At 60.9% G+C, this 21,123-nt stretch carries 20 protein-coding genes; 10 read left to right on the top strand and 10 right to left on the bottom strand.

Annotated elements, in window-relative coordinates:
• Positions 1–47 precede the first annotated feature (47 nt).
• From AC1DJO_RS10170 to AC1DJO_RS10145, 6 genes are all read left to right on the top strand, one after another.
• Positions 48–1,127, top strand: a complete 1,080-nt coding sequence (locus AC1DJO_RS10170; RefSeq protein ID WP_477970248.1) for an ABC transporter permease — start codon at positions 48–50, stop codon at positions 1,125–1,127.
• Positions 1,127–1,909 (top strand): ATP-binding cassette domain-containing protein, encoded by a 783-nt coding sequence (locus AC1DJO_RS10165; RefSeq protein WP_477970246.1) that lies wholly within the window; start codon positions 1,127–1,129, stop codon positions 1,907–1,909. Before AC1DJO_RS10170 ends, AC1DJO_RS10165 begins: the two co-directional genes overlap by 1 nt.
• Complete coding sequence (locus AC1DJO_RS10160; RefSeq protein WP_477970244.1) at positions 1,906–2,535, top strand: nucleoside triphosphate hydrolase; 630 nt, start codon at positions 1,906–1,908, stop codon at positions 2,533–2,535. Before AC1DJO_RS10165 ends, AC1DJO_RS10160 begins: the two co-directional genes overlap by 4 nt.
• A gap of 85 nt (positions 2,536–2,620) precedes the next feature.
• Positions 2,621–3,661, top strand: coding sequence for a dihydroorotase (gene pyrC / locus AC1DJO_RS10155; protein WP_477970242.1), 1,041 nt, complete (start codon positions 2,621–2,623; stop codon positions 3,659–3,661).
• Positions 3,662–3,850: 189 nt separating this feature from the next.
• Complete coding sequence (locus AC1DJO_RS10150; RefSeq protein WP_112538469.1) at positions 3,851–5,032, top strand: GGDEF domain-containing protein; 1,182 nt, start codon at positions 3,851–3,853, stop codon at positions 5,030–5,032.
• A gap of 186 nt (positions 5,033–5,218) precedes the next feature.
• Complete coding sequence (locus AC1DJO_RS10145; protein ID WP_477970240.1) at positions 5,219–5,755, top strand: glyoxalase superfamily protein; 537 nt, start codon at positions 5,219–5,221, stop codon at positions 5,753–5,755.
• A gap of 40 nt (positions 5,756–5,795) precedes the next feature.
• Here AC1DJO_RS10145 and AC1DJO_RS10140 read toward each other — a convergent pair whose 3' ends face one another.
• Positions 5,796–6,278 (bottom strand): anthrone oxygenase family protein, encoded by a 483-nt coding sequence (locus tag AC1DJO_RS10140; protein WP_477970238.1) that lies wholly within the window; start codon positions 6,276–6,278, stop codon positions 5,796–5,798.
• A gap of 94 nt (positions 6,279–6,372) precedes the next feature.
• Here AC1DJO_RS10140 and AC1DJO_RS10135 point away from each other — a divergent pair, with 94 nt between their 5' ends.
• Complete coding sequence (locus tag AC1DJO_RS10135; protein WP_477970236.1) at positions 6,373–7,035, top strand: TetR/AcrR family transcriptional regulator; 663 nt, start codon at positions 6,373–6,375, stop codon at positions 7,033–7,035.
• Between the two features lie 11 nt (positions 7,036–7,046).
• Here the strand turns inward: AC1DJO_RS10135 and AC1DJO_RS10130 are convergent, their stop codons facing one another.
• On the bottom strand, positions 7,047–7,949 hold the full coding sequence (locus AC1DJO_RS10130; protein WP_477970234.1) for a GGDEF domain-containing protein: 903 nt from the start codon (positions 7,947–7,949) through the stop codon (positions 7,047–7,049).
• A 330-nt stretch (positions 7,950–8,279) separates the two neighbouring features.
• Here AC1DJO_RS10130 and AC1DJO_RS10125 point away from each other — a divergent pair, with 330 nt between their 5' ends.
• Together AC1DJO_RS10125 and AC1DJO_RS10120 are read left to right on the top strand one after the other, a co-directional pair.
• On the top strand, positions 8,280–8,975 hold the full coding sequence (locus tag AC1DJO_RS10125; RefSeq protein ID WP_112385318.1) for an orotate phosphoribosyltransferase: 696 nt from the start codon (positions 8,280–8,282) through the stop codon (positions 8,973–8,975).
• Positions 8,976–9,036: 61 nt separating this feature from the next.
• A complete protein-coding gene (locus AC1DJO_RS10120; RefSeq protein WP_477970232.1) occupies positions 9,037–9,963 on the top strand; it encodes a carbohydrate kinase family protein in 927 nt (308 codons plus the stop codon).
• A 2-nt stretch (positions 9,964–9,965) separates the two neighbouring features.
• On the opposite strand, the gene AC1DJO_RS10115 is transcribed toward AC1DJO_RS10120, so the two are convergent.
• From AC1DJO_RS10115 to AC1DJO_RS10105, 3 genes are all read right to left on the bottom strand, one after another.
• Positions 9,966–10,769 (bottom strand): alpha/beta fold hydrolase, encoded by an 804-nt coding sequence (locus AC1DJO_RS10115; protein WP_477970230.1) that lies wholly within the window; start codon positions 10,767–10,769, stop codon positions 9,966–9,968.
• Between the two features lie 117 nt (positions 10,770–10,886).
• A complete protein-coding gene (pgi, locus tag AC1DJO_RS10110) occupies positions 10,887–12,512 on the bottom strand; it encodes a glucose-6-phosphate isomerase (protein ID WP_477970228.1) in 1,626 nt (541 codons plus the stop codon).
• A gap of 422 nt (positions 12,513–12,934) precedes the next feature.
• A complete protein-coding gene (locus AC1DJO_RS10105) occupies positions 12,935–14,635 on the bottom strand; it encodes a long-chain-fatty-acid--CoA ligase (protein ID WP_477970226.1) in 1,701 nt (566 codons plus the stop codon).
• Positions 14,636–14,869: 234 nt separating this feature from the next.
• On the opposite strand from AC1DJO_RS10105, the gene AC1DJO_RS10100 reads away from it, so the two are divergent.
• Positions 14,870–15,262: a PRC-barrel domain-containing protein gene (locus AC1DJO_RS10100; protein WP_112385323.1), complete on the top strand. Its 393-nt coding sequence runs from the start codon at positions 14,870–14,872 to the stop codon at positions 15,260–15,262.
• A 56-nt stretch (positions 15,263–15,318) separates the two neighbouring features.
• Here the strand turns inward: AC1DJO_RS10100 and AC1DJO_RS10095 are convergent, their stop codons facing one another.
• From AC1DJO_RS10095 to AC1DJO_RS10075, 5 genes are read right to left on the bottom strand one after another with little or no spacing between them, the layout of a single operon-like run.
• A complete protein-coding gene (locus tag AC1DJO_RS10095) occupies positions 15,319–17,760 on the bottom strand; it encodes a glycoside hydrolase family 2 protein (protein ID WP_477970224.1) in 2,442 nt (813 codons plus the stop codon).
• A 9-nt stretch (positions 17,761–17,769) separates the two neighbouring features.
• A complete protein-coding gene (locus tag AC1DJO_RS10090) occupies positions 17,770–18,165 on the bottom strand; it encodes a VOC family protein (RefSeq protein ID WP_477970222.1) in 396 nt (131 codons plus the stop codon).
• A gap of 46 nt (positions 18,166–18,211) precedes the next feature.
• Positions 18,212–18,961 carry an ABC transporter permease gene (locus tag AC1DJO_RS10085; protein ID WP_477970220.1) on the bottom strand — a complete coding sequence of 250 codons (750 nt, stop codon included), beginning with the start codon at positions 18,959–18,961 and terminating at the stop codon, positions 18,212–18,214.
• On the bottom strand, positions 18,958–19,902 hold the full coding sequence (locus tag AC1DJO_RS10080) for an ABC transporter ATP-binding protein (RefSeq protein WP_477970218.1): 945 nt from the start codon (positions 19,900–19,902) through the stop codon (positions 18,958–18,960). The genes AC1DJO_RS10085 and AC1DJO_RS10080 overlap by 4 nt, the downstream gene beginning before the upstream one ends.
• Positions 19,899–21,065, bottom strand: coding sequence for an ABC transporter permease (locus AC1DJO_RS10075; protein ID WP_477970216.1), 1,167 nt, complete (start codon positions 21,063–21,065; stop codon positions 19,899–19,901). Before AC1DJO_RS10075 ends, AC1DJO_RS10080 begins: the two co-directional genes overlap by 4 nt.
• Between the last annotated feature and the right edge of the window lie 58 nt (positions 21,066–21,123).

Raw genomic sequence — 21,123 nt, 5'->3', positions numbered from 1 at the left:
AGCGGCCGGACGCCCCCTTAGGGAGTGGGGTCACGCGGAGGATTTCCATGAGCGAGCCAACAACAGCCGCACCGCATCACGACTACGAAAAAGTTCTCAAGGACAGCTCGAAGGACGTCGCGTCTTTCGACACGGATGACAATTCGGTCCTGCAGAAATTCAGGCATTTCCTGCACTCGTCGCCTTCGGCCGTATCGCTGATCGTTCTTGTGCTTTCGCTGATCATCTTCGGTGCCCTCCTGGGTACGAAATTCTTCTCGGCCTTCTCGCTGACGCTGATCCTGCAGCAGGTGGCGATTACCGGCATCGTCGGCGCCGCGCAGACGCTTGTGATCATGACCGCCGGTATCGATCTGTCGGTCGGTGCGATCATGGTCCTGTCGTCGGTGGTCATGGGACAGTTCGTGTTCCGCTACGGCCTTCCGGTTGAGATCGCGGTGCTCTCAGGCTTTGCCGTCGGCGCTCTCTGCGGCTATATCAACGGCCTGCTGATTGCCCGCATGAAGCTGCCGCCGTTCATCGTTACCCTCGGCATGTGGCAGATCGTGCTTGCGACGAACTTTCTCTATTCGGCCAATGAGACGATCCGCGCTCAGGACATCGAAACCCAGGCGCCGCTGCTGCAGCTCTTCGGCAATACGTTCCGCATCGGCGGCGCAGTCTTCACCTACGGCGTCATCGCCATGGTCCTGCTCGTCGCCGTCCTCTGGTATGTCTTGAACCATACCGCCTGGGGCCGGCATCTCTATGCCGTCGGCGACGACCCAGAAGCCGCCGGCCTTTCCGGTGTCAACGTCAAGCGCATGCTGGTTTCGACCTACGTACTCTCGGGTCTGATCTGTGCGCTTGCCGGCTGGGCTCTGATCGGCCGTATCGGCTCCGTCTCTCCGACAGCGGGCCAGTTTGCCAACATCGAGTCCATCACGGCCGTGGTGATCGGCGGCATCTCGCTCTTCGGCGGCCGTGGCTCCATTCTCGGCATGATGTTCGGGGCGCTCATCGTCGGCGTCTTCTCGCTCGGCCTGYGTCTTCTCGGCACCGATGTCCAGTGGACCTATCTCTTGATCGGCGTGCTCATCATCGCCGCCGTTGGTATCGATCAGTGGATCAGAAAGGCAGCAGGCTGATGGCAACCGAACCCCTTCTCACGGCGCGCGGTCTGGTCAAACGCTATGGCCGCGTCACGGCCCTCGATCATGCCGACTTCGACCTCTATCCCGGCGAAATCCTCGCCGTGATCGGCGACAACGGTGCGGGCAAGTCTTCGCTCATCAAGGCGATCTCGGGCGCGATCCGTCCCGACGAAGGAGAGATCCGGCTGGAAGGCCAGCCGATCCACTTCTCGTCACCGATCGAAGCCCGCAAGGCAGGCATCGAGACGGTCTACCAGAACCTCGCTTTGTCGCCGGCGCTGTCGATCGCCGACAACATGTTCCTCGGACGCGAGCTTCGCAAGTCGGGCTTCATGGGCCAGTTCTTCCGAAAGCTCGATCATTCGGCAATGGAAAAGCAGGCACGCGCCAAGCTCTCCGAACTCGGCCTGATGACCATCCAGAACATCAATCAGGCGGTGGAAACGCTCTCCGGCGGCCAGCGCCAGGGCGTTGCCGTGGCACGTGCTGCCGCCTTCGGCTCCAAGGTCATCATCCTCGATGAGCCGACGGCAGCGCTCGGCGTCAAGGAAAGCCGCCGCGTTCTGGAGCTCATTCTGGATGTCCGCTCACGTGGCATTCCGATCGTGCTGATCTCGCACAACATGCCGCATGTCTTCGAAGTGGCCGACCGCATCCACATCCACCGCCTCGGACGCCGCCTGACGGTGATCAATCCCAAGGAATACACGATGTCGGATGCCGTCGCTTTCATGACAGGCGCCAAGGCAGCCCCCACGGAGCCGGTCGCCGCATGAATGTCAGGATAGATGAAATCACCGGCGCGGTTCTTGACCGCGCCGGAAGTGCGAAGCGCTTCCTCGTGGGTATCGCCGGCCCGCCCGGCGCCGGCAAATCGACTATGGCCGACAACCTCGCCAACGGCCTGAAAGCACGCGGCGAAACCGCCGCTGTCTTGCCGATGGACGGCTTTCACATGGACAATGCCGTGCTCATCGAGCGCGGCCTGCTCGCCCGCAAGGGCATCCCCGAGACCTTCGACGTCCGCGGCTTCCTCGATATCGTCCGCGCCGTGCGTCCGGCCGATCAGGAAGTTCTGGTTCCGGTCTTCGACCGCTCCCGCGAACTGTCGATCGCCTCTGCCCGGCCCATCTCGCCGCACGACCGTTTCATCATCGTCGAAGGCAACTACCTGCTGTTCACGCAGGGGAAGTGGGCTGCTCTCGACGGCATCTTCGACTACACGATCATGCTGGCCCCGCCGATGGAAGTGCTCGAGGAGCGCCTCTGGGAGCGCTGGCGCGGCTACAAGCTCACCGAAGAAGAGGCCAGCGCCAAGGTCTATGGCAACGATCTCCCCAACGGCCGCCTCATCCTGGAGAACCGCCGCCCTTCCGACATGACATTGGAGATTGCGCTCTAGGGCCGATCTGGTCACGCCTAAACGGTTGTTTCCATCGGCCTGTTGATGCTATCGAAGCGCCACCCGCAGCGCTCCGGAGGTTCCCATGCAATCGATCACCATCCGCCGTCCCGATGACTGGCACCTGCATCTGCGCGATGGCGCCATGCTGGAGGGGGTGATCGGCGATACCAGCCGCGATTTCGCACGCGCCATCATCATGCCGAACCTCGTGCCTCCCGTCGTCACCACCACAGATGCGCGCGCCTACCGCGAGCGGATCATGAAGGCGCTGCCGCAGGGCGATCGCTTCGAACCGCTGATGACACTTTATCTCACGGAGCATACGAGCGCCGACGATGTCGAAGAGGGCAAGAAGAGCGGCCTGGTCACCGCGGTGAAGCTTTACCCGGCCGGCGCCACCACCAATTCTCACGGCGGCGTGCGCGATATGGACAAGGCAATGCCTGTTCTGGAGCGCATGGCGAAGATCGGCCTGCCGCTCTGCGTCCATGGCGAAGTGACGACGCCGGAGATCGATATCTTCGACCGTGAAGCCGTCTTCATCGAAACCGTGCTCGAGCCGCTGCGCAAGCGTCTGCCGGAACTGAAGGTGACGATGGAGCATGTGACGACGGCCGATGGTATCGACTACATCAAGTCGTCGAAAGCCAATCTGGCGGGCTCGATCACCACCCATCACCTGATCATCAACCGCAACGCCATCCTCGTCGGCGGTATCCGTCCGCATTATTACTGCCTGCCAGTCGCCAAGCGCGAAAACCATCGCCTGGCGCTGCGGGCGGCTGCCGTCAGCGGCGATCTGCGCTTCTTCCTCGGCACGGATTCGGCTCCCCACGTCGATCCGCTGAAGGAATGTGCCTGCGGCTGCGCCGGTATCTACACCTCGATCAATACGATGAGCTGCCTGGCGCATGTCTTCGAACAGGAGAATGCGCTCGACAAGCTCGAGGCTTTTACTTCGCTGAATGGTCCGGCCTGGTATGGCCTGCAGCCGAATGACGAGAAGGTCACGCTGGTCAGGCGTGATGAAGCGATCACGTTTCCGTCAAAGATCGAGACGGGGGCGGGCCCTGTGACAGTCTTCGATCCGATGTTCCCGCTGCATTGGGATGTAGAACGCTAAGGAAAACCGGCTTTACCGTCAATTTCGGCGGGTATCCGTGTTGCCGATACTATGACAGGCTCGCGGTTCGAATATTCGCGTTCGCGGTCCATGATTTTTTAACAGAATGCATAAGACATTCGTCACCAGTGACAGGCTAGTTTCTGGACGAATTGTAGGGCGCGGCAGAAGCCGCGGAGTTTTGAAAGCATGATGCTGGATTATAATTCCCTTTTGCTGGCGCTCGGCGTTTCAGCAACGTGTCTGGCTGTGACCCTGATGGGCAGCTGGTTTGCGCGGCGTGCCGAAACCTTTTTGCTGACCTGCACCTGCGGCCTCGTTCTCGTCGTCAGCGGTATTTTCGTCTACAGCGTCTATGTTTCGTCGCCCGGTCTGATCTCTGGCACCGCCAGCTTTGTCCTCTTTCAAGCGGGCTTCGCTGCCATATGGGGCGCCGGCTATCAATTCCGCACCAGCCGTCTGCCGCTCGCGGGCATTCTCTCATATGCGCTGCTTGCGATGCTGGTGCCGGTCGGCAGCATGATTGCTGGCTACGATGGACTTGGTTTCATCGCTGATAACACGTCGATCACCCTGCTGCTGCTCGCCACCGCCTATCAATACTGGCGGGCGCGGGCCGAGGCGCCGGCACCCATCATGGGTATCACCGTCCTTTACACGCTGACGGGCATATCCTTTGCGCTCTGCGCTGCGGTGCTGATCTATGATGGCAAGATGGTGCTGGGCGCTGCACCCAACAACTGGGCCGAGGATCTGAGCCTTGCCGTCTGCATCGCCAGCATGACCGGTATCGGCGCCCTGTCGCTGGCGCTGCATCAATGGCGTCTGGCGGCCCGCCACAGGCAGGATGCGATTACCGATCCGCTGACCGGCCTGATGAACCGCCGTGCGCTGTTCGATCGTCACGGCGAGAGGCTGATGGGCGCCTCCACGGCCGTCATCATCTTCGATCTCGACCATTTCAAGTCGATCAACGATCGCTATGGCCACGCTGTCGGCGACCGCGTGCTGCGGGTCTTCGCCGGCGAGCTCGGCGCTCATTGCCGCGATGGGGATACAGTCGCTCGTCTCGGCGGCGAGGAGTTTGCCCTCGTCCTCAAGGAGATCATGCCGGGCCGGGCGGAGATGATTGCCGAACGCATCCGCCGCACCTTTGAGGAGCGCGAGATCTATGTCGAAGACGAGACGTTGCGCTGCACCGTCAGCATCGGTGTGGCGCCGGGCCGCGCGACACCGATGGATTTCGACACCATGCTGAGTGAAGCCGACAAGGCGCTCTACGCCGCCAAGCGCGCCGGCCGCAACCGCGTTGAACTTGCCAGCCATCTGCTGGCTGTTCCCGACGCGCCCTCCGTTCGTAGCGCCTCTTGATCATCCAACATTAATCGCTAATCTCGGCGCTGGCCGGATGCAGCCAGCCGTCCCGCGGCGCGCAAGCGCTAAGGTGAATGCATCCAGATGAAATCCTTCACATCCTTGCCAATGGCGAACGATGGCGAACGGGTCAGCAGACGCGGGCACTGATCTTACTGTTCGCCGCCGATGGAAGGATGAAAGATGCGCGATTTTCGCGATGCCAAGACCATGGCAAAAGCACTGCGGCAGGCGCTGGCCAGCCGCGACATTTCCCTGACGCACAGCGAGACGCTGGAGATCGTTGCCAGGCAATTCGGTTTCGATCAATGGAACATCCTCGCCTCCAAGCTCGATGAAACCCAAGATGGCGAGCCATTGATCGCGATCGAGCCGCCGATCCCGATCTTCCGCATTTTCGACGTGGCGAAAGCCATGGAATTCTATTGCGGCTTCCTGGGCTTCACCCTCGATTGGGAGCACCGCTTCGGCGAAAACTTTCCGCTCTATTGCCAGGTGTCGCGCAGCGGCATGATCATGCATCTGAGCGAGCATTCCGGCGATGCCAGCCCCGGGGCCAAGGCTTTCGTCTGGATGAAGGGTGTCCGCGCCTTTCAGGCCGAGCTTGCCGGCAAGGACTATCGCTATATGAAACCCGGTGTCGAAGACGCGCCCTGGGGCGCCGAGATGACTGTCATCGATCCGTTCAGCAACAAGATTGCCTTCTGCGAGCGGGCCTAAACTGACGGATGAGGCGGGAGCTCTGTCTGCCGCCTCGCTTTCAGAGCAGCATCAGCGAGCGCACGAAGGCTATCGCCGAAGCCAGCGATGCCACGGTGCGGACATGATTCCACCAGGTCCAATCCCTCAGATAGACATTCCACACATCGGCCGCTGCGCTGCCATCGCCGCTGACTTTCGCCAGCGCATCGTTCATCGGTACGTTGAAGACGATCGTCGAGACGAACGAGGCAATCAGATAGCAGGCGGCACCGGAAATCATCCAGAGGTTGGCGCTGCCGCGCCAGTCCGTGAAGGCGATGACTGCAATCCCCACGCAGATGATGGCGACCGGGATGAACAGCAGCATGAAGGGCGATCGGACGATGGTGATGTTGATCGAGTTCATTGCCGCGATGCCTTGTTCCGGCGGAATTTTCGCGAAAGCGCTCATGATGAAGGTCGAGAACGCGAAGAATATGCCGGCAATGAGACCGCTGCCGATCGCGGCGGCGACGAGAAGAATGGGAAGGGCGGCGGCCATGGCGAATTCCTCCGGTTAAAATAAGAGAAAATCTCTTATTTGCAAAATGAGATAAACTCTCTTATTTTTCTTGTCAACTTTCGAGAGGCGCACCATGGATGAGAAAATGCCGCCCCGGCGCAGGCGCGCGGATGACAATACCGGCCAGCCACGCCGCATTCCAAGCCAGCAGCGCGGCCGCGAGCGCTTCGAAAAGATCCTGGCGGTGGCCGCCGAACTCATTGAGTCGAAGGGCAGTGACGCGCTGAAAATGAGCGAGATCGTCGAGAGGGCGGATCTGTCTTTCGGAGCGCTTTATCAATATTTCCCCGACAAGAGTTCGATCATCCGAACCCTGGCCGAACGCTTCAACGAGCAGGGCAGGCGTTGCGTGGAGGATGAACTGTCGCGTGTTTCGGATGCCGCATCGCTGCATCGGGCGCTCGCCAATATTACCGACGAATATTACCAGTTTTTCCGCCGCGAACCGGTCATGCGCGATATCTGGCACGCGACGCAGGCCGACAGGCTGCTGCGCGCGGTCGATGCCGAAGACATGGAATTTCACGCGCAGGCCCTGTTTGCAGTCCTCGCAAGGCTCTGGCCCGCGCGGCCGGCGGGCGAGCTTCTGCCGCCCGCGCGGTTGCTGATGCAACTTCTCGCCGCCGCTGTCCGCTATGCAATCTCGCTGGATGAGGACGAGGGGGATAGGGCGATCACGCTCTACAAGAGGATGCTGCCCGCCGGTATCGAAGGGCTGATCTCAAGTGCTTCCTGACCAGGAAGCACTCAGCTTGCAACGCTTTCTCCGGTAATCGATTTCGCCACCGCCCACTGAACCGTATTGCGGCCGCTGTTCTTCGCCGAGTAGAGTTTCCGGTCGGCCGCCGTCAGCATGACCTTCAAGCTTTCATTCGCCGGGTCGCCACGATAGACGCCGAAGCTCGCGGTCACGCGCCCAGCCGGCAGGACGCCGATCGCTCTCGATGCCAGTTCCTTGCGAAGTCGCTCTGCAATGGCGATGGCCGCGGCCGTCCCGGTCTTCGGCAGGACCAGGCAGAATTCCTCGCCGCCGATGCGGGCAGCGATATCGTAGGGCCGGAGATTGTGCTGGATGGTCGCACCCGTCGCCATCAGTACCTGATCACCGACGTCGTGACCGAACTCGTCGTTGATCGACTTGAAGTGATCGAGGTCGAAGACGACGACCGATACCGGCGTGCGCTCGCGCATTGCCCGGGTGATTTCCATGGATCCGATCTCTTTCAGCCAGCGGCGATTGCCGAGACCGGTGAGAACGTCGGTTGTTGCCTGACGGCGAAGCTGGGAGAGTGTTGCATCGAGCTCGGTGATCAGCATCGAAATTCCGTTCGTGACGACGCCCACCTCGTCGGTCCGTTTACTGCGGATCGGTTTGACTGCGCCTGTCGAACGGTACGCTTCGACGGCGACCGAGATTTCATGCAGCGGCTTGATCAGCATCCAGACGGAGGCGAGGCAAAAGCCCGTTCCGAGCAGCGTCGCGGCAAGCACCGTACCGAGAACGGGCATCGCTTCGCTGCGGAAGCCGGTAACCAGATAAACGACCAGTGCCAAGAGCGGAATGTGGGTGGATGCAAAGCAGATAGAGAAAATCTTGAACGTCAGGGAAGCGCTGACCTTCTGAGTAATCTCGGATACCGTCAGACTCATTCTGGACTCCTTGCCCGGTTCTCATAACCGCGGCGAAGGTGACCCGTCAGGTCTCATCCAAATGTTAAATGGATCGTTAAAATTCGAGTAATTTCAGGGATCTGGCGTGGTGAAATGGCTGAACGCTCTGGAATGCAATGAATATCATAAATTACTGAAGTATGCTCGGCATTGTGGAAGAATCGCGGGCTGTATCAGTTTAGGCGCGCTATGGTTTTGTGGTCTGCGCGCCATCTCGCGCCCGCGTCGAAAGGTCAAAAAGTTCCGGCACTGGAAAGATTTTTTGGTTGCTGCTATTGCCGCGTAACACCGTGAGCCAAGGAGAGAGCAATGACCCATACGACATTTCCCGATCGCGCCACTATGGCAGAACTCCTTGCGAAGATGCTCTGGGAAATCAAGGCGGTTCATTTCAACGCCGAGCAGCCCTACAAGCTGGCCTCCGGCATGGCGAGCCCGGTCTATATCGATTGCCGCAAGCTGCTCTCGTATCCGCGCGTCCGCTCGGCCGTGATGGATTTTGCGGCCAGCGTCATCACCCGCGACGCCGGCTTCGAGCGCTTCGATTGCATTGCCGGTGGCGAAACCGCGGGCATCCCTTTCGCGGCACTCCTGGCGGATCGTCTCAGCCTGCCGATGATCTACGTGCGCAAGAAGCCGAAGGGTCACGGCCGCAACGCGCAGATTGAAGGCCATATGCCGGAAGGTTCGCGTGTTCTGGTCATCGAGGATTTGACGACGGCCGGTGGCAGCATGTTCACCTTCATCGATGCGATCCGCGCAGCCGGCGGCATCGTCGATCACGGCATGGCGCTGTTCTACTACGGAATCTTCAACGAAGGTGCCTTGCGCTTTGCTGACGGCAAGGTGAAGCTGCATCATATCGCGACTTGGCGCAACGTTCTGGCTGTCGCCAAGGAACAGAAGCTTTTCGACGAGAAGACGCTGAGCGAAGTGGAAGCCTTCCTGGATGCGCCGCTCGCCTGGTCCGGCCGGAACGGTGGCGTCAGTGAGCTTTCGCTCTAGCCTTTTGACAAAAGCTCACTTAATGGATTGAGGCAACACGGCCTTTTTGGGAGGAAATCCGATGATTTTGTGCTGCGGCGAAGCGCTGATCGATATGCTGCCGCGTGAGACGACGCAGGACGAAAAGGGTTTTGCGCCCTATGCCGGCGGGGCGATCTTCAATACCGCGATCGCGCTCGGCCGCCTTGGCGTGCCGACCGCCTTCTTCACCGGCATCGCCGACGACATGATGGGCGAAGTCCTGCTCAGCACGCTGAAGGCCAGCAATGTCGACTACAGCCCTTGCGCCATCACCCCGCGGCCCTCGACCATCGCTTTCGTCAAGCTCGTCAACGGCCAGGCGACTTATGCCTTCTACGACGAGGGCACGGCGGGACGCATGATCACCACCGACGACCTTCCTGTTCTCGGCGATGATTGCGAAGCGCTGCACTTTGGCGCCATCAGCCTGATCCCGAGCCCTTGCGGCGAGACCTATGAGGCGCTTCTCGACCGCGAGGCCGGCAAGCGCGTGATCTCGCTCGATCCCAACATCCGCCCGGGCTTCATCAAGAACAAGGAAGCCCACATGGCGCGCATCAAGCGCATGGCGGCCAAGTCGGACATCCTGAAGTTCTCCGATGAGGATCTGGAGTGGTTCGGTCTCGAAGGCAGCCATGACGATCTCGCCGCCTACTGGCTGAAGCACGGCGCCAAGCTCGTCGTCATCACCAAGGGCGCCGAAGGTGCATCCGGCTATACGAACGAGCGCAAGGTCACCGTTCCCAGCGAGCGCGTGACCGTGGTCGATACCGTCGGTGCCGGTGACACGTTCGATGCCGGCGTTCTCGCGTCGCTGAAGATGGACAACCAGCTGACCAAGGCGCAGGTCGCCTCGCTCGACGAAAAGGCGCTCGGCAACGCTCTGGCGCTCGGCGCCAAGGCTGCGGCCGTCACCGTCTCCCGTGCCGGCGCAAACCCGCCCTGGGCACGCGAAATCGGCCTCTGAGATCAGGTCCTGCGCTTGAGAAAGCCCAGGACCTCTTCATTGAAGAGCGCGGGACGCTGCAGCGGCGCAAAATGGCTGACGCCGGGGATGAGAATGAACTTGGCGTCAGGAATGGTCTTGGCAAGATATTCCATGTGCTCGCGCCGGATGAATTCGTCGCTCTCGCCGATCGCAACCGTGACCGGCACCTTGATCGCCTGTAGCTCGGACGCCGTATAGTTCGGCTCGCTCTGCATCATCTTCCCGACATCGGCAACGAAGGCTTCGAAGCCTTCGGGTGTTGCCGAGAGCGCCTGATAGTCTTTCCGATGGCGGCTGAAGCAGCGGTCGATGACCGGCGTCGGCCGGAATTTGAGCGTGCCCGTTGCATCCATGTTGCAGGCAAAGAAGAAGACGCCCGACACGCGCTCCGGATGCCGGTCGGCAAGGATCAGCGCCGTACAGGCGCCATCGCTCCAGCCGATCACCGCGGCTTTCCCGATCTCCAGATGATCCATGACGGCAAGCACGTCATCGGACATCAGGACATAGTTGAACGGCCGATCATCGCGCGTGCTGCGTCCATGGCCGCGGCTATCGATGGCGATGACGCGATATCCGGCATCGACCAGCGCTGGCACCTGGTAGCCCCAGTTCCCGGAATTCCCGAGTCCGCCATGCAGCAGGATTACTGCCGGACCGGCGCCATAGCTGGCATACCATATCTCCGCCCCATCATTCGAAATGCGATGATCCGCACCGGAGGCGGGAAGCGGCTCAGCGCCGCTCTCATCGAATTTGAAAAGCTCGTCGTCGGTAAATTCCATGGGCAATCTCCTCGTGCATTTCCCATAGGACGAATAGATGTCCCGTCATTCGACAGCATCAAACAAAAAAGCCCACCCGCGCTGGCGGATGGGCTTGATAGTTGATTGAGGGGTCGCCTACTTGGCAAGCTTCGCCAGCGCGGCGACAAGACCCTGCGTCGAGGAGTCGTGGCTCGCGGCACTTTCCTTTCCTTCGACGACAGGCAGCAGGCCCGTTGCCAGTTCCTTGCCGAGCTCGACACCCCACTGGTCGAAGGAGTTGATGCGGAAGAGCACGCCTTCGACGAAGACCCGGTGCTCATAGAGTGCGATCAGGCGACCAAGCGCGTAAGGCGTCAGCTTGTCATAAACGAAGGTGATCGACGGGCGGTTGCCGGTGAAGACACGGTGCGGCGCGATGAAATCGGCTTGTCTGTCTTCCATGCCCTTGTCGGTGAGCTGCTTCTTGGCTTCCTCGAAGGTACGGCCCTTCATCAGAGCTTCCGACTGGGCAAGCACGTTGGCCATCAGCAGCTGGTGCTGGTGGCGCAGCTCGGGCTCGAAGGCGTTGGCCGCAATCATGAATTCCGCCGGGATGATGCTCGTGCCCTGATGGATCAGCTGATAGAAGGCGTGCTGGCCGTTGGTGCCCGGCTCGCCCCAGACGACGGGACCGGAATTGCCCTCGACCGGCGTGCCGTCGATCGTCACGCCCTTGCCGTTCGATTCCATGTCGAGCTGCTGCAGATAGGCCGGGAAGCGCGACAGGCGCTGGTCATAGGGCAGCACGGCGCGCGTGGGATAGCCGAGAACGTTGCGGTGATAGAAGCCGATGAGGCCGAGCAGCATCGGCAGGTTTTCGGTGACCGGCGCCTTACGGAAATGGTTGTCGACGGCATGGGCGCCATCGAGGAACTTGCCGAAATTGTCGGGGCCGATGGCGATCATGATCGGCAGGCCGATGGCCGACCACAGCGAATAGCGGCCGCCAACCCAATCCCAGAAGCCGAAGACGCGCGCGCTGTCGATGCCGAATGCGGCCACCTTGTCGAGTGCGGTGGAAACGGCCGCGAAGTGGTGCTGGACGGCGGCATCGCCAAGGGCCTTGGCAATGAACTGGCGCGCCGTCTGCGCGTTGGTCATCGTCTCGACGGTGGTGAAAGTCTTCGATGCGATGATGAAGAGCGTGGTTTCCGGCTGAACCAGCTTCAGCGTATCGGCGATGTGCGCACCGTCGATGTTCGACACGAAATGCGCCCGCGGGCCGTCATGGAAAGGGGCGAGCGCCAGCGTGGCCATGACCGGACCGAGGTCCGAGCCGCCGATGCCGATATTGACGACGTCGGTGATCTTCTTTCCGGTCGCTCCCTTCAGCGCACCCGAGCGGACGCCGTCGGCAAACTTGCCCATGGCGGCGAGCACGCCGTTGACGTCAGGCATCACATCCTTGCCATCAACGAGAACAGGTGTGTTGGAACGGTTGCGCAGCGCGGTGTGCAGCACGGCACGGTCTTCCGTGAAGTTGATTGCCACGCCGGAGAACATCTCGTCGCGTTTCTTCGCAACGCCGCCTTCTTCAGCGAGCTTGACGAGAAGCGCCAGGATCTCATCGTTCACGGCGGTCTTCGAGTAATCCATCAAGAGATCGTCGAGAGAGGCGGTGAAGCGCGAGAAGCGCTTGGGATCGGCAGCGAAGGCAGCGCGGATATCCGTTGCTTTGGTGGCGGCCGCAGTGCTCTTCAGCTTTTCGACGATGGCATTCATGGGAGGCTCCTTTGGAGGCGGAGAGGGTTGCGGAAACTATTCGCTTTGTAGGGCGCAAATCAAGTTCAGCCACAGGCTGCCTGCAAAAAATGACACGAGTTGTGCCGCGCTTGATGAAAAGGGAGAGTGCAGGTATAGTTGCGGAGTGGCAGACGGAGTTGTAGCTCCGCCTGCCTAGGCTTATTTTCTGTAAGTTACCCGGACGGACACTGACCAGCTCGTCCGGGTTTTCCTTACCATAAGCGTAACGCTTAGCGGTTTATACCACATGGCATTACCTCCGTTTCGCAAAGCAAGGCTCTTGCCAAAGCCGGTGCGGCCCATCCTCACCGGTGGGCCGGCTGGTCTCGACCCGTGCTGCTTTTGCCTGGAAACGGTGTGATCAGATCACATCTTATGGTTGCTTTCAATTATACGTGAGTTTATCCGCGCAGATCCTTGCGCAGAATTTTCCCGACCGGGCTCTTCGGCAGCTCGGTGCGGAATTCGATGATCCGCGGCCGTTTGTAATTGGTGAGGTTTTCAGCGCAATGCGCCTTCACCTCGGCTTCGCTCAGGTTGGGATCCTTGCGAACAACGAATAGCTTCACCGTCTCGCCGGAGTGGCCATCCGGAACGCCGATCGCGGCGGCCTCGAGAATGCCGGGGTGCATTGCGGCCACTTCCTCGATCTCGTTCGGATAGACGTTGAAACCGGAAACGAGGATCATGTCCTTCTTGCGGTCGACGATTTTCGTATAGCCGCGTTCGTCCATGTAACCCATGTCGCCGGTGCGGAAATAGCCGTCCGGGGTCATCACCCGGGCCGTTTCCTCCGGCTTGTTCCAGTAGCCGGCCATGACCTGCGGCCCACGGATGCAGATCTCGCCGATCTCGCCGAGCGGCAGCGAATTGCCGTCTTCGTCCCGGATATCGAGTTCGGTCGAGGGGATCGGCAGACCGATCGAGCCGGTGAATTCAGCAGAGTCGAAGCGGTTGGCAGTCGCGACCGGCGAGGTCTCGGAGAGGCCGTAACCTTCGGTGATGTGCGAGCCCGTCATCTTCAGCCAGCGCTCTGCCACAGGCCGCTGCACGGCCATGCCGCCGCCGAGCGACATGACGAGCGACGAGAAATCGAGCTTGGCGAACTCGGCATTGTTCATTAGCGCATTGAACAGCGTGTTGAGGCCCGGGAAGATATGGACGTTCGCCTTGCCGAACTCCTTGACGAAGCCCGGAATATCGCGCGGGTTGGCAATCAGGATGTTATGGGCGCCGAGCGACATGCCCATCAGAGAATTCACCGTCAGCGCGAAAATATGGTAGAGCGGCAGGGCGCAGAGGAAGTTCAGCACCTCCGGCTGCTTCTTCTTGTCGAAGGCCGATTTCAGCCACAGCTGCAGCTGCAGCTTGTTGGCAAGCAGATTGCGGTGGGTCAGCATTGCACCCTTGGCAACGCCGGTCGTGCCACCGGTATATTGCAGGAAGGCGATGTCATCGCCGCTGAGCGCCGGACGCTGCAGCGACCGGCCGGAGCCTTCCGACAAGACCTGCTTGAAGGTCTTGTGTTGCGGGATGGACCATGAGGGCACAAGTTTCTTGACCTTGCGCACCACCAGATTGACGATCAGGCCCTTGGCGCCGAGCATCTCGCCAAGCGAGGTGACGACGACGTGGCGCACGTCTGTCTTGACAAGAACCTGCTCCACGGTGCGGGCAAAATTCTCCAGCACAAAGATCGCCTTCGCGCCGGCATCGCGCAACTGATGCTCGAGTTCGCGCGGGGTATAGAGCGGATTGACGTTCACGACCGTCAGGCCGGCGCGCAGGATGCCGTAGACCGCGACAGGGTTCTGCAGCACGTTCGGCATCATGACGGCGACGCGATCACCCTTCTGCAGTCCGAGCCCCTGTAGCCAGGAGGCGACCTTGCGGGTCTGCACTTCCAGCTCACGATAGGTCAGCGATTTGCCCATGCTGGAGAAGGCGACACGATTGGCATAGCGCTCGCAGGACTTTTCCAGCAGTTCGGCCAGCGAATCATATTCCAGCGGCGGCAGTTCGGGGGGCACGATATCCGGATAGGTGGCAAGCCAGGGCCTTTCCCGCTTGTCGCCGCCAGGATGGACGGAAATGCTGTTCATCGTGTCTCTCTCCCTATCCGGCCACGAATGCCGGTTTGCGGCTGCCGGCGGACAATCCTCCATCATCCTTGCGGGCAGCTTATGCCAATGGCCGAATGGTTCAAGCCGCATTCAGCGTTACACTAACTTTGACGTAAACGTCAATAATATGCAATCGCGCATTTGCGATAAGGCGTGGAACAATGACTCCAGCGTGGCGTTCTCCCATCATCAAAAACAGCAAAGGAGCAGACAATGCTTAACCAGGATACAGACGCCAGCCGCCGTGATCCCAACGTCAAGGACACGCATTCGCTGATTGCCAGCGACCGCGTGGAAGGCACCCGCGTTTATGGTGCAGACGGCAAGCATATCGGCTCGATCGAGCGCTTGATCATCGGCAAGCGCGATGGGCGTGTTGCCTATGCCGTGCTGAGCTTCGGCGGCTTCCTCGGTATCGGTCACGATCATTACCCGCTGCCGTGGGAAAAGCTGAATTACGATACCCAGCTGGACGGCTACCGCATCGATCTGACCAAGGAACAGATCGAGGGAGCGCCGAGCTACGCGGATGATGACGACACTTGGTACAACGACAACGGCCGCCGTGTTTACGATTACTATGGCGTGCCGCCCTACTGGATGTAATTCGTTCTTCGGGACGAGCCGGAAAAGGCCCCGCTGTTTGCGGGGCCTTTTGGCGTTTAGGGGAGGAGATCGTTGGCGCAGCGAAGAACGATGCCCGGAGTGATATCCTGAGCCTTTAATGTCTTGCTGGTCTTGATCGCGAACGCATGGCTTTCGCCCGGCAACAGCGTGATCAGCATGCTATCGACAACAGCAGACGGATCCCGCCGGTCCGCCATCAGGCAGAGATCCTTGAGGAAAGTACCCGCCGTGACGATGACATCGACACCATCGGCGGTCGCATTGATCGAAACCGTCATCTCGGGCTTCGGCAATTTCAGATCGATATCCTCGACGAAATAATGGAAGGCGCGCTTGTCGAGCATCTGCACCACCACGACCTCATCCGCCGCGTTGTCCGGCGTCGCAATGTCATCTGCGAGCTCGAATTCCTTCGCCTCGAACCGGTCGCAGAGCAGCCGCCAGAATTCGAATTCCGCCAGCACGGTGCCGTCGAGGCGCATGCGCTTGCCCGATATCTTCGATCGCCAGAACAGCGTTCGCTCATTGACGGCAACCACCGCCAGCTTGCCGCTACGCGGCTGGATGGTTAGCAGACGCGGATCAAAGGCCTGCTGCATCGCATACCAGAGTGGCTTACGGCGGCCGGCGGAATCGAGCGCTGCCCAGGAGGTTACCGGCCAGCAATCGTTGAACTGCCAGACGATGGCGCCCTTGCAGATCGCCCGGTGCGAGCGCATGTGCTCGACTGCGAAGCGGATCGCCCTTGCCTGATTGAGCTGTGTCGCGAAATGCCAGTCATTCATCGTCTCAGGCACCGGCAGGTGGCCCGAGAGGCCGCGGATCAGCTTCTCATTGCCCTGCGTTGCCTTCTGGTGGTGGAAGACACCATGTGACTGCGGCGTCAGCGGCGCATCATGGACGCTCTCTTCCAGAGTTGCCCAGTTCGGCGGCGCCTGCCAGCCGAATTCGGAGCAGAAGCGCGGAATGTAGTTTCGGTAGACTTCCCAGCCAACATCGTTCCAGACGTCCCAGATATGCTTGCAGCCATGCCGGTCATCGTTCGGCTCGATATCCATGCTGCCGGAATAGGGGCTGCCGGGATAGTAAGGCCTATCAGGATCAAGCTCGGCGCAGAGCTTCGGCAGAACATCGAGATAATAGCCAAGCCCCCAGCTGACGCCGTCCTTGATGATCGGCCGCCAGCCCCACTCGTCGAAGCCCCAGATGTTCTCGTTATTGCCGTTCCAGACCATCAGCGAGGCATGTGGCATCAGCCTGACGACATTGTCGCGAACCTCGGCTTCCACCTCGCCACGCAGCGGCTCCTCTTCCGGATAGGACGCGCAGGCAAAGAGGAAATCCTGCCAGACCATCATGCCGGCGCGGTCGCAGGCCTCGTAGAATTCATCCCGCTCGAAGATGCCGCCGCCCCAGACCCGCAGCATGTTGATATTCGCCGCCTTCGCCTCATCGATCCGCGCGGCGTAGCGTTCGGCAGTCACGCGCGATGGAAAACAATCGTCGGGGATCCAGTTGGCACCGCAGGCAAACAGCGGCACGTCATTGACGATGAAGGTGAAAGCCGAGCCGTGCTCGTCCGGCGCGGTGTCGAGGCGGATGGATCGGAAGCCTATCTCCTTCGCATAGCTGTCCAGCACATGGCCGCCGGCATCGCGCAATTCGAGCGACAGCGGATAGAGCGGCTGTGCACCGAGATGGTGCGGCCACCAGATCTGCGGCGAGGGAACCGCCACCTGAAAGCTTGTCTCGCCAGAAGCGCCGACCTCGACAGCATGCGAAACGCCGCCGATCTGTGCCACGATCGAGCAGCCCTGGCAGTCCTGTTGAGCCGCGATCCTGGCGTTGATCGTTACCACGCCATCACCACCGGCAAGCGCCGCTGAAACACGCGTCTCCGCCAGCCGCGCCCGGTCCCAGCTTTCCAGACGCACCGGCTTCCAGATCCCCGCCGTGACCAGCGTCGGACCCCAGTCCCAGCCGAAATTGCAGGCCATCTTGCGCATCAGGTTGCCGGGGCCGGGATAGTTGTTCGGCCGGTAGCCGTATTGCTTCTCCATCTCCGCGCCATAGGCATAGGCTGAGTGGAAGGTGACCGAGAGTTCGTTTTCGCCAGCCTTCAGACGGTCAGAAACATCGAAGCGGTAGGTGCGGTGCTGGTTGAAGGTTCGTCCGATCTCCTCGCCGTTCAGCCGGATCGTTGCGATCGTATCGAGCCCGTCGAAGACCAGCTCCTGGACCTTGCCATCATCGGGCGCCGCCTCGAAGCTCAGCCGGTAAACCCACTCGCAACGGCCGATCCAATCATTGGTGATCTCGTTGACGTCGAGATAGGGATCGGGGATGAGCCGTGCCGCAAGCAGGTCGGTATGGACACAGCCGGGCACGGTGGCCGGAATGTTCTCGGGCAGTCCTGGTCGACCTGTATCGTTGCAGGAAAGGGTCCAGCCGGTATGAAGTTCTGTCTTTTTGATCATCGGATGCTCTTACTGAAAACGGCCGTGGCGCTGCAGGACTTCGATCTTGTAGCCATCAGGATCGGTGATGAAGAAGAACAAGGCGAAAAGCTTGCCGTCGCGATTGAGCTCGACCAGCTTGCCGGGATTGAGCCCGGCCTTCTCCAGCCGCGCGTGCTCGACGGCGACTTCATCGACGGAAACAGCAAGATGTCCGTAGCCATCGCCGAGATTGTAGGCCGCGGTGCGGCCCTTGTTGACGGTCAGCTCCAGTTCGAAGCCGGTCTCCGGATTGCTCATGTAAACAAGCGTGAAGGTCTCGAAGTCGACGCGATCGGCAACCGTGAGGCCGAAGACTCTGCCGTAGAACTCGACGGATCGCGCCTCTTCGACAACGCGGATCATGGAGTGAATCATCTTTGCCAAGGCAGCCTCCTCATGCCGTATCACGGCAGCCTTGGTAGCCGCCGGATCAGGCGGGGCGCAAGCCAATTCTGCGGGTGATCGCGCTTTCGACGAGACCCATCGCATCATAGATCAGCACCGCCATCAGGCCGACGATCAGGCCGCCCTGCAGGATGAAGGCTGTGTTGTCGGAAATCAGACCGGCGATAATGACCTCGCCGAGGCCCTTGGCGGCGACGGTCGAGCCGATCGTTGCCGTGCCGATATTGATGACGGTCGCGACCTTCAAACCCTCGAGGATCAAGGGCAAGGCGAGCGGCAGTTCCACCTTGAGCAGCCGCTGCGTCGGGTTCATCCCCATGCCATCTGCGGCATCGAGAATGGCGGGATTGACCTGCCGGATGCCGGAGACCGTGTTCTCGAAGATCGGTAGCAGCCCGTAGAGGAAGAGCGCAATCAGCGTCGGCGCGGCCCCGAAGCCGGTGGCGGGAACCGCAAGCGCCAGAACCGCGACAGGCGGAAAGGTCTGCCCGGCATTGGCGATTGCACGCGACAGCGGCAGGAAGTCCTCCCCACTCTTGCGTGTCACGAAGACGCCGGCAAGGATCGCCAGAATGGCAGTGAAGACGATCGAGCCGATCACAAGCTCCAGATGCGCCAACGCCAGGGAGGGCAGGCTGTTTTGCGTGTAAACGGGCGGCGCATTGTTATTGGTCAGCGGCACGAGCATGAAGGAAAGCCACTCCGTCCTGAACAGCAGGATCAGGAGCAGCGCGAATGCCGCCACACGGAAGATATTGGCGACGATGAACTTCATGCCTTGCGGCCCAGCTCGAGCAGCTTGGTCATCGAGATCGATCCGACCGGTGTCTTTGCGCCATCCGTGACCGCAGCTTCGTCTGAGCCCTGCCAGATCATCTCGGCCAGCGCATCGCGCAGGCTGAGCGATTGCGGCAGCGAAAAGCCGAGGCCGCTCTTGGCGGGCGCCATGCTTTCCTTGAGCGGTGAGAGTGACATCAGCTTCAGCGCCCGGTCCGAGGTTCCCGTCAGTTGCTGCACGAAGGGATCGGCAGGTTCCGTGAGAATCTTCTCCGGCGTCGAGCATTGCAGCAGCTTGCCGCCGCTCATCACGGCGATCTGGTTGCCGAGATGGAAAGCCTCGTCCATGTCGTGGGTGACGAGGATGACGGTGGTGCCGAATTGCTTCTGGATCGCCAGCAGGTCGTCCTGCGCCTTGCCGCGGATGACGGGGTCGAGCGCGCCGAACGGCTCGTCCATCAGCAGCACTTCGGGTTCTGCCGCCAAGGCGCGCGCAACGCCGACGCGCTGCTGCTGGCCGCCGGAAAGCTGGTGCGGATATTTCTCGGCAAAGGTCGCCGGATCGAGATTGAAGAGGCCGAGCAGTTCTTCGACGCGCTTGGCGATGCGGGCGCCATCCCAGCCGAGAAGCTGCGGCACGGTTGCGATGTTCTGCGCCACGGTGCGATGGGGGAAAAGGCCGTGGCCCTGGATCGCATAGCCGATCTTGCGGCGAAGTTCGGTCACCGGCACGTCCATGACATTCTGCCCGGCGACGAAAATCTCTCCCTCGGTGATCGGCACCAGCCGGTTGATCATCCGCATCAGCGTCGATTTGCCGGAGCCCGAGGTGCCGACGATCACGGTGACCGATCCTTTCTCGACGCGCATCGAGACATTATCGACGACGGTGGCGGCGCCATAGCGCTTGGTGACATTCCTGATCTCGATCATGGTCATGCGGCGGATCCCCGTATGCTGTCGATGACCGCATCCAGGATGACGGCCGATGAGAAGGCGAAGAAGACGGTTGGCACGGCGCCGAGCATGACGAGATCCATCGCCGTCTGGCCGATGCCCTGGAAGATGAAGATGCCGAAGCCGCCGCCGCCGATCAGCGCGGCGATGGTGACAAGGCCGATTGCCTGCACGAGCACGATGCGGATGCCGGTGACGATGACAGGCAGTGCCAAGGGCAGATCGATCCCGGTCAGGATCTGGCGGCGCGTCAGGCCCATGCCCGCCGCCGCATCACGCACCGAGGGATCGACGCCTTCGAGGCCGACCACGGTATTGGCGACGATCGGCAGCAGCGAATAGAGCACCAGCGCGATCAGTGCCGGCGCGGTGCCGATGCCGCGGATGCCGAGCTCGGCAGCCAGCGGCACATGTGTGGCGATGTAACCGAGCGGCAGCATCAGGATGCCGAACAGTGCCAGGCTCGGGATGGTCTGGATGAGGCTGAGCCCCTGCAGAACGGCGGCGCGCAGCTTCGGCACCCAGAAGCAGAAGATGCCGAGTGGCAACCCGATGACGATGGCAATTGCCAGCGACCCGAAGGCCAGCAGTAGATGCGACCAGGCCTCGGACCAGAACTGCGCCGAACGCGTCGAGAATTCCTTCATGATCGACAGGCTGTCGAGCAGCCCGGACGTGAGGCAGACCGCCAGCAACGCGCTGTAGGCGGTAAGTGCTGCCACCCGCATCCAGGGTGTCAGCCGGATTTTCACCAGCGCATCCGAAACGATCAGGCCGACGACGCCGAGCAGGATCCAGAAGCTGCCGCCGGGCGTCATGCGCGCCGCATTGCTGTTGGCGGGTGTGAAGGCTGTCGCGGCAAAGCCGATCGCGGCGATCAGTGCGGCCAGAGACAGCGTGCTGATGGCAAGCCGCAGCAAGGCATTTTGCAGGAAGAGCGCGGCAAAGGCGGTGGCGATGAGCAGGAGGGTGAGAATGATGGTGGCGGGCTGGTCGAGAAGCTGCGTGAGAAGCATCGGCTTGCCTGAAGCAATGCGGTTCGCCTTCACATAGATGAAGGGCAGAAGGGCAGCGGCAACAACGCCTGCAATCACCAACACCACGCCGAGCCGGTCCAGTTTGCGGACCGCTAAGGTTTCTTCCATCGATCCATCCCTGTCCGCCAAGAAGGTAGCTCCGCCCCGAAGGGCGGAGCAATGTGTA

The organism is Rhizobium sp. 05N430 (assembly GCF_056396985.1).
Note: the sequence above shows the minus strand (reverse complement) of the source record. Positions and strands in the feature narration are given on the sequence as shown.